The sequence below is a fragment of the Caballeronia sp. LZ065 genome, assembly GCF_031450975.1.
Lineage (GTDB): Bacteria > Pseudomonadota > Gammaproteobacteria > Burkholderiales > Burkholderiaceae > Caballeronia.
Genome location: NZ_JARUXV010000004.1, coordinates 233,130 through 246,197, shown reverse-complemented (window position 1 = coordinate 246,197; position 13,068 = coordinate 233,130). Strand labels below are relative to the sequence as shown.

Genomic DNA, 13,068 nt, shown 5'->3' with positions numbered 1-13,068 from the left:
CCCGCTTGGTTTCACACGCTCACACGCTCACGCGGCTCAACATTTCGCCACGGCGACCTTGTGAGGATCGGCGTGAGCATGCAGTGCCGGAGCGGTGGCGGTGCCGCCGTGCTCGTCGAGGTACGTGCAAGCAGAGACAATGTCGCGCGCCAGCGACATCGCGACGGTGTGGTTGATGTGTGGACGCACCACCACGCGCAGGCTCCTCACTTCCTCGGCGTTGGGCGGCATCGAATACGCCGACAGCACCCAGCCTTTCTCGCGCACCTTGTTCGACACGTCGAACTCATTGAATTTCTTCACCTTGGGATCGAGCGTGACGGCGACGACAGGAATGCGCTGCGTCTCGTTCATGATGGTGAAGTAGCCGCTCCTGACCAGTTCGTCGCGCAGCCTGACCGCATTGGCGAGCGTGTGCGTCACGATGCGCTTGTAGCCATCGAAGCCGAGACGCAGAAACTGGTAGTACTGCACCGCGATCGGCGCCGCGTTGCGGCTGAAGTTGAGGGTCGCGGTAGGCATTTCACCGCCAAGATAATTGACGTAGAAGATCAGGTCTTCATTGAAAACCTTGCGCTCCCGGAACACCACCCAGCCGAGTCCTGGCGGCGTGAGCCCGAACTTGTGTCCGGACGCGTTGATCGACTGCACGCGCGGGAGACGGAAATCCCACGCGTAGTCCGGATAGAGAAAGGGATTGACGAAACCGCCCGAGGCGCCGTCGATATGCATCGGAATCGAGATGCCGGTCTTCTGTTCGTACGCGTCGAGCCAGTCGTGGATCGCCTGGATGTCGTCGTCCTCGCCGGTGAACGTCTGTCCGGCGATCGCGACCACCGCGATGGTGTTCTCGTCGACGTACTTGTCCAGCTGATCCGCCGTCAGCCGATAGTTGCCCGGCTCGAGCGGCACGATGCGCGGCTCGACGTCGAAGTAGCGCAGGAATTTTTTCCAGACGATCTGGACATTGCCGCCGGTCACCATGTTCGGTCGCGATGCGTCCTTGCCTGCCTTCTCGCGCGCCTGCCGCCAGTTCCACTTGTGCGCCAGCCCCGCCAGCATGCACGCCTCGGACGAGCCAATGGTCGCCGCACCATAGGGCTCCGCGTCCTTCGGACCGTTCCAGAGCTCGTGCAGCCAGCGGACCATGCGCCTCTCCATCGCGAAGAGTTGCGGATACATGTCATGGTCGATGTAGTTCTTGTACATGTTGCGCCGCGCGGTTTCCACCGCCTCGGGTTCCGCAAAGGTCGTAACGAACGACGACATGTTCAGCATTGGATTGGTGTCGGTCCACTCGTCGCTCCAGACCAGCGCGTCCGCGGCGCGCGCCGAAATGCCGTGTCGCGGAAAAGCGTCCTCCGGCACCTCGAGATTGAATTCGTCGTACATCGTGACTTTTTCGGGCGGCGTGCCGTCCGGTGTCGTTGCGGGATTCATTGCCTTGCATCCTCTGCAAATAGGGATTGAGAATGTCGATTACTTCGCTGTTTTGCCGCCTTCCTTTTTGAAGCGCTCGACGTAACGATCCATCAGCTTGCGAATCGCGCGGCCGATCTGCATGTAGTCGCTCTCGTTGAGATTGGCGAGCGACACGCGGCCCGAAGGATGCGGCGTCCCGAAGCCGCGTCCCGGCAGCAGAACGACGCGCGCTTCCTTCGCAAGCTCGAAGAGCATTTCGGATGGCTGCACGCTCTTGAGCACCCAGTCGACGAATTCCTTGCCATACGCGCGCCCACCCATGTATTCGAGATCGAGGATCGTGTAGTAGTCGACCTGGTTCGCGTCTTCCTCTTCCTGCGCGACACCGATCTCGCGATACAGCGCCGCCTTGCGGCTGCGGATCAGACGCTTCAGCGCGTTCTTGTAGGCATCGGGCGTGTCCATCAGCGAGAACAGGGAGAACAGCACCATCTGCACCTGCTGTGGCGTTGATAGGCCCGCCGTGTGATTCAGCGCAACGGTGCGGCTGTCCGCCACCAGACGGTCGATGAATCTGAGCTTGTCGGGCTCGGTCGTGATCGATTCGTAACGTTCGTGCAGGAGCGCCCGCGCATCCTTCGGCAAGGCCGCGATCTGCGCGTCCAGCACGTTGTCACGATGCGTCGCGATGGTGCCGAGGCGCCAGCCGGTCGCGCCAAAATACTTCGAGTACGAATAGACCAGGATGGTGTTCTTCGGGCACAGCGCGAAGAGCGACACGAAGTCGTCGGCAAAGGTGCCGTAGACATCATCGGTGAGGAGAATCAGATCAGGCCGTTCCTTCACGATTTCGGCAATGTACTGCAAGCTTGCCTCATCCATCTTCACCGACGGCGGGTTGCTCGGATTGACGAGAAAGAATGCCTTCACTTTCTTGTCGCGCAACTTGTCGAGCTCGCTTTTCGAGTACTGCCAGCGATTCTTCACGTCGGCATCGCAGTTGATGACGTTCAGCTTGTAGTCGTTCAGGCGCGGAATTTCGATGTACGGCGTGAAGATCGGCCGGCCGAGCGCGATGGTGTCGCCCGGTTTGATGAGGAAATTCTCGCGCATCGTGTTGAAGATGTAGGTCATCGCCGCGGTACCGCCTTCCACCGCGAAGACGTCGAATTCGCCGACGAACGGATGCTTGCCGATCATCTCGCGCCGCAGATACTGCGCGACGATGCTCTCCGACAGCGTCAGCATGCGATCCGGGACGGGATAATTGCAGGCGAGAATGCCTTCGCACATTTCATACAGGAAATCAGCCGCATTCAAGCCGAGCTGGTCTCGAACGTAGGACACGGCGCCCGCCAGGAAGCTGATGCCGGGCGTTCCATGAAACTCGCGCGCAAAAATTTCGAAGCGCTCCTCGATGCCTTCCCGCTTTGGAAATCCGCCGACGCCTTCCGGCATATAGGCGAACGAACGCTCCGACTCCCGCATCGCGAAGAGGCCCAGCTGCCAGAAGCCGTGGCGCGGAATGGTCGCAAGAAAATTCGGATTACCGCGGCCCGCGTTGAGCATCGCGAGATTTGCGGGCCGCTCGACCGCGCTGCCGCCCGCGGCCTTGATGAGCTCGTCCTTGAGTTCGAACGGGCTGAGCGCTGCCATCGCAGCACGATCGTCGCGAGCCGGCTTTGAAGACTTGGCCATCCAACACCCCCAGAAAAAGAAATCAACTCGATGACACGCGAAAAGGCATGCGGCACGCTCACGAGAGAAGCATGACGATCACCATCCCCCAGATCGTCAGCAGCGTATTGCCCACCGCATAGGTGACCGTGTAGCCGAGGCCCGGCACCTGGCTTTTCGCGGCATCGCAGATCATGCCGAGCGCGGCCGTCGTGGTCCGCGCTCCCGCGCAGATGCCGAGCAGGATCGCCGGATGAAACCTGAAGACGTATTTCGCGATGTACATGCCGAGAATGAGCGGCACGGATGACGCGAAGATCCCCCACAGAAAGAGGCTCACGCCGAGCTTCTCGAGCCCCGCGACAAAGCCCGGGCCAGCGGTGATGCCCACCACGGCGATGAACACGTTCAGGCCGACCGAATTCATGAACCACAGTGTCGGAGACGGAATCCGTCCGAAGGTCGGGTGAATCGCGCGGAGCCAGCCGAAGACGATCCCCGCGATCAGCGCGCCGCCCGCGGTCGACAGGGTGAGCGGAACGCCGCCCGCGTGAATGACGACCGCACCGATCAGCGCGCCAAGCGTGATCGCCAGGCCGGTGAACGCCATGTCGGCGACATCGCTCGGACGGTCGATCACGCCGGCCGCCTTTGCGACGGCCGTGGTGTCCTGCGTGCGCCCTACCACCGTCACGGTGTCGCCACGGTGCAGTTTCGTGTTCGCCAGTACGGGTATGAGCGTCTCGGTCGCACCGCGTTTGATCCTGCGGATAAACACGCCGCGCGCGCCTGGCAAATGCGCCAGTTCGCCGAGCGTCTTGCCTTCCACCGACTTGTTCGTCACGAAGATATCGACGCCTTCGACCGGTACGGCGAGCAGTTCCGCGTCGTCGACTTCTGTCGCCACGCCACCGCCGAGAATCTCGACCAGCTGATCGCGCCGCCCGACCACCGCGACCACGTCGCCGGCCTCCAGTACGTCGTCGATCTTCGCTTCCTGGATCTGCCCGCCGCGCCGGATCCGCTCGATGAAGAGCCGGGCGCCCGCGGGCTCCAGTGCTTCCGCCTGCGCGACCGTCAGCCCCACGACACGGCCATGGGCCTGCACGCGATAGGCGCGCAGCGTGAACTGATGCCAGCCCGAGCCGTCGCCGCCCAGCTCCGTGCCGCCGCCGAGTTGCTTCTCGTACTCCTTGCACGCCGCCACCAGATCGATCCCGAGAAGCCGTGGACCGAGCATCGCCAGGATCAGCGCCGAGCCGATCGTGCCGTAGATGTAAGTCACGGCGTAGGCAGTAGGCATGGCGTCGAGCATCGCCTTGGCCTGCTCGGGTGGCAGGCCAAGGCGATTGATTGCGTCGGTCGCGAGGCCCATTGAAGCCGAGATGGTCTGCGAGCCGGCGAACAGCCCCGCCGCCGAGCCGATGTCATAACCGGCGATCTTCGCGGCGACCCACGGCGCGGCCAGGCACAACACGCATTGAATGACGGCGAACAACGCCTGCGGCAATCCGTCCTTCGCGATGCCGCGCACGAACTGCGGCCCGACGCCATAGCCGACGGCGAACAGGAACATCAGGAAGAAAACGGACTTGACGTTGGGTGAGATGGTGATGCCGAGCTGGCCTACGGCAATGGCGGCGAGCAGGGTCGCGGTCACTGCGCCGAGACTGAACCCTTTGAAGCTTTTCCCGCCGACCCAGTAGCCAACGCCCAACGAGAAAAATACGGCGATTTCAGGATAACTACGCAGTGTTGCAGTAAGCCATGACATAAGCGTTCCTTGTCAAGTCGAAGCTGCTTTGCCGTTTTTTTGACCAGAAACGGCAGAAAATCAGCACGATCATTTGAATCGCCCGAATTATATTGACGAAGTTTCAGCCATCCGTTCGAAATGAAAGCACAGCTTGACCGACGACAACACACGCGCAATTCGACGCAAGTTCTGCGTCTTGCCGGGCGTAAAACGCGAGCCTCATCGGCCCGGGCCTGCGTCTGGCACGGATTCATCTCGACGGCTCACCAATACACCAATTTTCGTAACTGCCCCTAACAAGTCCGCAATTTTTTGTGACCGGCAATTGCCCGGCGGTCGTCAGGGGTCGAAGTTCTGCGATGAGCGCTTTGAGGTGTCGAGGCAACTTATCGAGGGAGGCGGAGGGACAGACGCGGACGCTGATGCGTGCGTAGAGACAGACCGAATGGCGGGGAGGATGAAACTGGCTTGCGGCCGATGCGCGAGCACTGAAGAACGACGGCGTGCGCCGTCGTTCTCCTGTTTTTCAATGCGTGGTTTTATTCCGCCGTTTCGAGCAGCGGATAGTCGGTATAGCCCTTCGCGCCGGGCGCGTAGAACGTCGAGGTGTCCCAGTCGTTCAGCGCGGCGTCCTGTTCGAAGCGGCGCACCAGATCCGCATTCGCGATGAACGTCTTGCCCCAGGCCACCGCGTCCGCGTCGCCGCGCGCGATGATCGCTTCGGCGCTCGCCTTCGAGAACCCTTCGTTCACGATATACACGCCGCCGAACGCCTTCTTCAGTTGCGGCCCGAGGCTGTCGCCCGCTTCGTGCTCGCGCGCCGCGATGAACGCGATCTTGCGACGGCCAAGTTCACCCGCCACATAACCGAAGGTCGCGGCGCGGTCGCTATCGCCCATCGTGTGGGAATCCGCGCGCGGCGCGAGATGCACGCCCACGCGGTCCGCACCCCAGACGTCGATGCATTGGTCGACCACTTCGAGCAGCAAACGCGCACGGCTTTCGATCGCGCCGCCGTAGGCATCGGTACGTTTGTTGGTGCTGTCCTGCAGGAACTGGTCGAGCAGATAGCCGTTCGCGCCATGCACTTCGACGCCGTCGAACCCCGCGCGCTTCGCATTCTCCGCACCCTTGCGGAACGCGGCGACCACGCCGGCGATTTCATCCAGTTCGAGCGCGCGCGGCGTCACGAACGGACGCTGCGGACGCACGAGACTCACATGTCCGCCCGCCGCGATGGCGCTCGGCGCCACCGGCAATTCGCCGTCGAGAAACACCGGGTCGGAGATGCGGCCCACATGCCACAGTTGCAGCATGATCTTGCCGCCGACATCGTGCACGGCCTTCGTCACGAGCTTCCAGCCTTCCACCTGCTCATCCGACCAGATGCCCGGCGTGTCGGCATAGCCGACGCCTAGCGGCGTCACCGAGGTTGCCTCGCTGAGAATCAGACCGGCCGATGCGCGGTCCGCGTAGTACTGCGCCATCAGCGCGTTCGGCACGCGCTCGACGCCGGCACGCTGACGCGTGAGCGGAGCCATGATGATGCGGTTCTTGAGCGTGAGTGCACCGACCTTGAGCGGATCGAAGAGAGTCGTCATGTAATGGCATCCTAAATAAATTGAAAGCTGGACCGCGCCGTGCGGAAAACCTGCTCAGAGCTTCGCGAGGGAATCGCGGAACGCCTGGATCACCGCTTCGTCGCGCCTGAAGAACACCCACTGTCCAACGCGCTTCGTGGTGACGAGTCCGGCCTTTTGCAAAACAGAAAGATGCGCCGAAACGGTGGACTGCGACATGTCGCAGCGTCCATCGATCTGACCCGCGCAAACGCCGTGCAGATGCGGCAGTTCCTGTTCAGGGAAATGCAGCTCCGGCTCCTTCAACCACTCGAGAATCTCGCGGCGAAGGGGGTTGGCGAGGGCCTTGTGAATTGCGTCGATATCCATTTCGGTGCGCTTGTGTCTGACGAAACGGATGCAAAGGCTCCCGAAATCGTCTTGCGTCGAATTTTATATCGGAATTTTACGATATGCAAGTGCCCCACGCTTCAACGATCGGCGACCTGAGGCGCGGCGGAGGCGCTGGCACTGGGCGAATGGCAGGCGGAGAACGGCACGACCCAGCCGCCCGAGCGCATCGTGCCCTCGACGAAAGCGTCCTGGGCGAAACGACCCTTGAGGATGGTTCCGTCAGGACGCGTTTCGACGCCCTGACCGTCAGCCTTTCCGCTCACGACCTGTCCGACGTAGCGGCCACCGTCCGCGCGTGTGAGCGTGTCGGCGGCGGCATGCCCGGCCATGCATGCCATCGCAATCCACAACGAAACCGTGCGCACGTTCATGCGACCTCCCGTGCCGTGAGCTTCATGCGAGCACACTGCCACAGTGAGCCAGCGGTCTCGGTGCGTTGCGCCGCACATGCAATGACATGCACCGTTTCACGCACCATATTTATTCCGGGAATTTCCGCGCAATTTGCTCTGTAATACCAAGTAGCCGATGGCATAATCGCCGCCGTCACGACTTCCGCCCTTATCTCCGATCACCATGCGCCGTCGCCTCCATCAACGAACGGGTTCACTGCTGGCGTTGTTCGCCATGCTGCTGATCACGTTCGCACCGGCGATCTCGCAATTGCTCGCGGCGCATGCGCATGCGGCGGACTTCACTGCGGAACTGTGCTCGGCGCACGCGACCCCAGCGGACGAGCATCGTAGTTCCGACACCCCCGCGCACCTCGACGGCCAGACCTGCGGCTACTGTCATGTCTTCGCGCATGCGCCTGTCTTGCCGACCGTACGGCTGGCGTTCTCGCTGGATATTCCTGCGCGGCAAACCGTCGCGGCCGCGCCCGCGCGCAACACGCGGCGCGCCACGCACTTCTCCCCGGCGCAGCCACGCGCCCCGCCCGTTCTGATCTGACCTCGTCCTCATGACGCGATGCCCTGGGGCATCGAACGGTTTCGCACGTCCATGCGCGTGCGCGATCTTTCACGACCGATATCAGAGAAGAACCATGACCCTGTGCCCGATCACACACGGCTGCGAGCCGCCCTCGCCTGCTTTCACGCTCGCGGAGGCGAAACAATGAAATACGCCTTCGCCAGAAAAAGCGCCTTCGCCACCGGCGTGAGCCTGCTGTTCGCCTCGCGCGCGTTTTCCCAGACGACGCCTGAACCCGCCGCTACGCTCCCCGCCGTGATCGTGCAGGGACAGTCCGCGCAGTCACTCACGTCGCAGAGCGTCGCGCAGGAGAAACGCAAGCTGTTAGAGACCGTCGGCTCGGCGGGTTTCGTCGATGGCGACGACTTCCAGAACACCTACGCCTTCACCCTGCGCGATGTGCTCAAGAACGTTCCCGGCGTGTTCGTGCAGAACCGCTATGGCCAGGAACTGCGGCTGTCGATCCGCGGCTCGGGCATCGCGCGCAGCTATCACACGCGCGGACTCGAAATCCTTCAGGACGGCATTCCGACCAACCTCGCCGACGGCAGCGGCGACTACTATCAGATCGACCCCATCGCGCTGCAATCGGTCGATGTCTACAAGGGCGGCAACGGTCTTGCGTACGGTTCGTCGATGCAGGGCGGCGCGATCGACTTCATCACGCCGACCGCCCGCACCGCCGAGGCGCCGAACATTCTGCGACTCGAAGGCGGCAGCTACGGCACGGTGCGCAGCAGCGCGCAGTTCTCGCGCGTGCTGGGGCCGCTGGATTTCATCGGCACGTTCTCGGTGAATCATGCGGATGGCTACCGCGATCACGAACGCGGGCAGTACGAGCAGTTCAACGCGAACATCGGCTACCGCTTTTCGCCGCAGGTCGAGACGCGCTTCTACCTGGGCGTCTATGTTGTCGATCAGGAACTGCCGGGCACGCTCTCGCTCAGCGACGCGCTGAGCAATCCCACCAAGGCCGCGCCGAGCGCGCTGTCCGGCGATCAGGCGCGCGACACGCGCACCGAACGCATCGCCAACAAGACGAGCGTGAAGCTCGATGTCGGCCAACTCGACGTGGTCACCTGGGCAATTCACAAGAGTCTCTACCACCCGATCTTCCAGGTGCTCGACCAGGATGGCTGGACCTACGGCATCGCCCCGCGCTATACGGCGACGCTCAATCTGGGCGGCATGCGCAACGACGTGATCGCGGGCGCGCGCTTTTTCGGCGGCAACACGCGGGCGCGGCAATACGTGAACGTCTCGGGCAACGAAGGCACGCAGACGCTGGACTCCACGCAAAGCGCCTATAACTACGAAGCCTACGTGGAAGACCGCCTGTTCTTCCTGCCGACGGTCGCGCTGATGGCAGGCTTCAAGGCGTTGCGCGACGTGCGCCAGTATGTCGATCATGGCGGACTCGCCGCCGACCCGACCTACAAGTCCACCAGCGAGACCTTCAGCGGCGTGAATCCAAAACTCGGTCTGCTATGGCAGCCGAACCGCGAGATCCAGGCGTACATGGACGTCACGCGCAGCCAGGACGTGCCCGACTTCAGCGACCTGACGCAGACCTTCTCGAACACGACGCAATTCACGCCGCTGAGCGCGCAACATGCGTGGACGCTCGAACTCGGCACGCGCGGCACGCGTGACCCCGTGAGCTGGGACCTCACGGCGTATCGTTCGATCGTCCGCGATCAGTTGCTGCAATACACGACGAGCCCCGACATCCCCGCCTCCACCTTCAACGCGAACAAGACCGTGCTGCAGGGCGTCGAAGCGGGCGTGTCGGTGGACGTGCTGCGCAATCTGACGAGCCCCGGCGCGGGCGACAAGGTGACGCTCTCCGGCGTGTGGAACCTGAGCGACTTCCGCTTCAAGGACGACCCGGTGTACGGCAACAACCGCATCGCGGGCGTGCCGGTGAACGTGGTGCGCGCGGTGCTCGGCTACTCGCGGCCCAACGGCTTTCACATTTCGGCATCGGTGGACTGGGTGCCGGCCGGCGCCTGGGCCGACGACGCCAACACGCTGCGCGTGCCCGGCTACACCTTGCTGGGCCTTCAGGCGGGCATGGACTTCAGGAACGGGCTGTCGGTCTTCCTGGACGCGCGCAACCTGACCAACAAGCGCTATGTCAGCGACATCAGCACGGTCGCCGACGCCCGCACGGCATCCACGGCAATCTTTTATCCGGGCGAGGGACGCAGCGTCTTCGCGGGGGTCCGCTACGCCTTCTAGGCCGGTCTACGCGGCCAGTCCGGCGGCCCGTGTCGATACGGCACACGCCGCCGGACCGCGCGGTCTGGTAACCTGCCCGGTTTCACCGTTCGTCGGACTTCACGCAACGCTTATGGATACTCCCTTCAACGAACGCGGCGTCACGCTGTCGCGCGCGGGCCTGTCGGCCTCGGGCCAGATGATCCCGCTGCGCGAACTGCGCACGGCGCGCGTCGTCATGATTCCGCGCCAGAAGCCGCTGCCGGTCATCCTTGCGCTGATCGGGCTCGTGGCGCTGGGCGCGGGCATCTTCACCGGCTCGGGCGCGGCGCTCGTGCTCGGCATCATGCTCGTCGTGGTTGGCTACCTGACCTGGATCACGCAGGACGTCATCTATCAACTGATGGTCGCGACGCCCGAAGGCGAACGCGAAGTGCTCATCACCAAGGATCAGGACTTCGCGGACAAGGTAGCCGCGCTGGTCGCCGAGGCGGTCTCGAAGCACGCCGCAGCCACTGCGGCGGTGAAGCCGCAGAGCTGATCGTCACGATACGGGGCACGACGTGCCCCGTTGCACTCAGGTGATCTGCAACGGCTCGACGTGCCAGATATCGCGGGCATACTCCGCGATCGTGCGGTCCGACGAGAAAATGCCCATGCCGGCCACGTTCTCGATCGCGCTCCGGGTCCACGCGTCCTTGTCGCGGAACTTGAGATCGACTTCGGTCTGGGTCTTGTCGAAGCTGTCGAAGTCGGCGAGCACCATGTAGTGATCGCCCCAGTCCACCAGCGTGTGGAAGATGTCGTAGAAGCGGTGCGGCTCCTCCGGCGAGAAATGCCCGAGGCGGATCTGGTCGAGCGCGACCTTCAGTTCCGGGTTCTCTTCATAGATCTGCCGCGGCCGATAACCCGCCGCGCGCAAGGACTCGATCTCATCGGTCGTGTTGCCGAAGATGAAGATGTTCTCGCGTCCCACCGCATCGCAGATTTCGATATTCGCGCCATCCAGCGTGCCGATGGTCAGCGCACCGTTCAACGCCAGCTTCATGTTGCCGGTGCCTGACGCTTCGGTACCGGCCATCGAGATCTGTTGGGAGAGATCGGCTGCCGGAATGATCAACTCCGCGACGCTCACGCCATAGTTCGGGATGAAGCCCACCTTCAGTCGATCGCCGATCAACGGATCCGCGTTGATCTTCTTCGCGACGTCGTTGATGAGCTTGATGATGTTCTTCGCCATCTTGTACGCCGACGCCGCCTTGCCCGCGAACATCACCACGCGCGGCGTCCAGTCCTTCTCCGGATTCTCGCGGATGCGGTTGTAGCGCACGATCACATACAGGATGTTGAGCAGTTGCCGCTTGTACTCGTGGATCCGCTTTACCTGGAGGTCGAACAGCGCCTCGGGATTGATGATCGCGTGGGCCTCGCGTTTCGCGCGTTCGACGAGCCGCAGCTTGCTCGCGAACTTCGCGTCATGAAACGCCTTGCGGAATTCGGGATCGTCGCGCCATTCGCGCAGCCGGCCGAGTTCGAAGAGATCGGTGCGCCAGCGCGGCCCGAGGCGCTTGTCGATCAGGCTGGACAGCGACGGACTCGCCTGCGCGAGCCAGCGGCGCGGCGTGACGCCGTTCGTCACGTTGGTGAAGCGCTCCGGATACATGCGCGCGAAGTCGGAGAAGATGTTCTGCACCATCAGTTGCGAGTGCAGCTTTGAAACCCCGTTGACCTTGTGGCTCGCGACGATCGCCAGATGCGCCATGCGCACGCGGCGCTGGCCGTATTCATCGACCAGCGAGATGCGGCGGATCAGCTCCACGTCACGGCCGAACTTCTCGGTGACCTGCTTCAGGAACTGCGCGTTGATCTCGAAGATGATTTCCAGATGTCGCGGCAGCAGCCGCGCGAGCATCTCGACATCCCACGTCTCGAGCGCTTCCGGCATCAGCGTGTGGTTCGTGTACGAGAACATCTGCTGGATCAGCTTCCACGCCTTGTCCCACGGCAGATGATGACGATCCACCAGCAGGCGCATCAGTTCGGGAATCGCCAGCACCGGATGGGTGTCGTTCAGATGCACCGCCACCTTCTCGGCGAGCCGCCCGAAGTGCGTATGCGTGCGCTGATAGCGGCGAATCAGATCCTGCATCGTCGCGGAGACGAAGAAGTATTCCTGGCGCAAGCGCAGTTCGCGGCCGGCTTGCGTCGAATCATCCGGATACAGCAGCCGCGACACATGTTCAGACGTGTTCTTCGCTTCCACCGCGCGGCGATAGTCGCCCTGGTTGAAGGCGGAGAGATCGAACTCGTCGGTCGCGCGCGCGGACCACAGGCGCAGCGTATTCGTCGCCGTCGTGGCGAAGCCGGGGATGACCGTGTCGTAGGCCATCGCGTTGACGTGCTCGGTATCGATCCAGTCGGTGCGGTCCTCGTGCTGCACGGTACGCCCGCCGAAATGCACGGTGTACACCACTTCCGGACGCGGGAACTCCCACGGATTGCCCGCGCGCAGCCAGTAGTCGGGCATTTCAACCTGGTTGCCGTCGACGATCGTCTGGCGGAACATCCCGTATTCATAACGGATGCCATAGCCGAAACCGGGCACGCCGACGGTTGCCATCGAGTCGAGGAAGCAGGCGGCGAGACGGCCTAGGCCGCCGTTGCCGAGCGCGGCATCGGGTTCGAGATCCTCCAGCGCGGAGAGATCGACGCCGAGACCGGCAAGCGCGTCACGCACTTCGTCGTGAATGCCGAGCGCGAGCAGCGCGTTGGTGAAGGTCCGGCCGATAAGAAACTCCATCGACAGGTAATAGACGCGTTTCACGTCCTGTTCATATTGCAGACGAGTGGTGCGCATCCAGCGCGCCACGAGGCGGTCCCGCACCGCCAGTTCGACGGCATGCAGCCAGTCGCGCGGTTGCGCGGTGACCGCATCCTTGCCCACGCCGTACATCAGGCGGTTCGAGATGGAGCGCCTGAGCGCATCGACAGTACTATTGAGCTGGTCGAATTCCAGGTCGACGGATGTCATCGAAACCTCCGGTTATT

At 62.8% G+C, this 13,068-nt stretch carries 10 protein-coding genes; 3 read left to right on the top strand and 7 right to left on the bottom strand.

Features of this window, described 5'->3' with window-relative positions; all coding sequences use genetic code 11:
* Positions 1 to 36 precede the first annotated feature (36 nt).
* The 6 genes from QCE63_RS27635 to QCE63_RS27610 all read right to left on the bottom strand — a co-directional run bounded on the left by QCE63_RS27635 (position 37) and on the right by QCE63_RS27610 (position 7,199).
* The gene (locus tag QCE63_RS27635) at positions 37 to 1,440 is read right to left on the bottom strand and encodes a glutamate decarboxylase (RefSeq protein WP_309837620.1); all 1,404 of its coding nucleotides are present in this window, start codon (positions 1,438 to 1,440) and stop codon (positions 37 to 39) included.
* A gap of 39 nt (positions 1,441 to 1,479) precedes the next feature.
* The gene (locus QCE63_RS27630) at positions 1,480 to 3,120 is read right to left on the bottom strand and encodes a bifunctional aspartate transaminase/aspartate 4-decarboxylase (protein ID WP_309837619.1); all 1,641 of its coding nucleotides are present in this window, start codon (positions 3,118 to 3,120) and stop codon (positions 1,480 to 1,482) included.
* 58 nt (positions 3,121 to 3,178) lie between these two features.
* A complete protein-coding gene (gene aspT / locus QCE63_RS27625; RefSeq protein WP_309837617.1) occupies positions 3,179 to 4,873 on the bottom strand; it encodes an aspartate-alanine antiporter in 1,695 nt (564 codons plus the stop codon).
* A gap of 521 nt (positions 4,874 to 5,394) precedes the next feature.
* Positions 5,395 to 6,456 carry an alkene reductase gene (locus QCE63_RS27620; protein WP_309837616.1) on the bottom strand — a complete coding sequence of 354 codons (1,062 nt, stop codon included), beginning with the start codon at positions 6,454 to 6,456 and terminating at the stop codon, positions 5,395 to 5,397.
* A gap of 54 nt (positions 6,457 to 6,510) precedes the next feature.
* On the bottom strand, positions 6,511 to 6,804 hold the full coding sequence (locus tag QCE63_RS27615) for a metalloregulator ArsR/SmtB family transcription factor (RefSeq protein ID WP_309837615.1): 294 nt from the start codon (positions 6,802 to 6,804) through the stop codon (positions 6,511 to 6,513).
* A gap of 101 nt (positions 6,805 to 6,905) precedes the next feature.
* Positions 6,906 to 7,199: a hypothetical protein gene (locus tag QCE63_RS27610; protein ID WP_309837613.1), complete on the bottom strand. Its 294-nt coding sequence runs from the start codon at positions 7,197 to 7,199 to the stop codon at positions 6,906 to 6,908.
* Positions 7,200 to 7,404: 205 nt separating this feature from the next.
* On the opposite strand from QCE63_RS27610, the gene QCE63_RS27605 reads away from it, so the two are divergent.
* From QCE63_RS27605 to QCE63_RS27595, 3 genes are all read left to right on the top strand, one after another.
* Positions 7,405 to 7,779, top strand: coding sequence for a DUF2946 domain-containing protein (locus QCE63_RS27605; RefSeq protein ID WP_309837612.1), 375 nt, complete (start codon positions 7,405 to 7,407; stop codon positions 7,777 to 7,779).
* 165 nt (positions 7,780 to 7,944) lie between these two features.
* Positions 7,945 to 10,041, top strand: a complete 2,097-nt coding sequence (locus tag QCE63_RS27600) for a TonB-dependent receptor (protein ID WP_309837611.1) — start codon at positions 7,945 to 7,947, stop codon at positions 10,039 to 10,041.
* 112 nt (positions 10,042 to 10,153) lie between these two features.
* Positions 10,154 to 10,561 (top strand): DUF6232 family protein, encoded by a 408-nt coding sequence (locus QCE63_RS27595; RefSeq protein ID WP_309837609.1) that lies wholly within the window; start codon positions 10,154 to 10,156, stop codon positions 10,559 to 10,561.
* Positions 10,562 to 10,597: 36 nt separating this feature from the next.
* Here QCE63_RS27595 and QCE63_RS27590 read toward each other — a convergent pair whose 3' ends face one another.
* Positions 10,598 to 13,051, bottom strand: a complete 2,454-nt coding sequence (locus QCE63_RS27590; RefSeq protein ID WP_309837608.1) for a glycogen/starch/alpha-glucan phosphorylase — start codon at positions 13,049 to 13,051, stop codon at positions 10,598 to 10,600.
* Positions 13,052 to 13,068 lie beyond the last annotated feature (17 nt).

What these genes read in the sequence shown, in the direction of transcription:
- QCE63_RS27630 (WP_309837619.1), bottom strand. Translation starts at nt 3,120, where the DNA reads ATGGCCAAGTCTTCAAAGCCGGCTCGCGACGATCGTGCTGCGATGGCA.
- QCE63_RS27610 (WP_309837613.1), bottom strand. Translation starts at nt 7,199, where the DNA reads ATGAACGTGCGCACGGTTTCGTTGTGGATTGCGATGGCATGCATGGCC.
- QCE63_RS27595 (WP_309837609.1), top strand. Translation starts at nt 10,154, where the DNA reads ATGGATACTCCCTTCAACGAACGCGGCGTCACGCTGTCGCGCGCGGGC.
- QCE63_RS27635 (WP_309837620.1), bottom strand. Translation starts at nt 1,440, where the DNA reads ATGAATCCCGCAACGACACCGGACGGCACGCCGCCCGAAAAAGTCACG.
- QCE63_RS27605 (WP_309837612.1), top strand. Translation starts at nt 7,405, where the DNA reads ATGCGCCGTCGCCTCCATCAACGAACGGGTTCACTGCTGGCGTTGTTC.
- QCE63_RS27620 (WP_309837616.1), bottom strand. Translation starts at nt 6,456, where the DNA reads ATGACGACTCTCTTCGATCCGCTCAAGGTCGGTGCACTCACGCTCAAG.
- aspT (WP_309837617.1), bottom strand. Translation starts at nt 4,873, where the DNA reads ATGTCATGGCTTACTGCAACACTGCGTAGTTATCCTGAAATCGCCGTA.
- QCE63_RS27600 (WP_309837611.1), top strand. Translation starts at nt 7,945, where the DNA reads ATGAAATACGCCTTCGCCAGAAAAAGCGCCTTCGCCACCGGCGTGAGC.
- QCE63_RS27615 (WP_309837615.1), bottom strand. Translation starts at nt 6,804, where the DNA reads ATGGATATCGACGCAATTCACAAGGCCCTCGCCAACCCCCTTCGCCGC.
- QCE63_RS27590 (WP_309837608.1), bottom strand. Translation starts at nt 13,051, where the DNA reads ATGACATCCGTCGACCTGGAATTCGACCAGCTCAATAGTACTGTCGAT.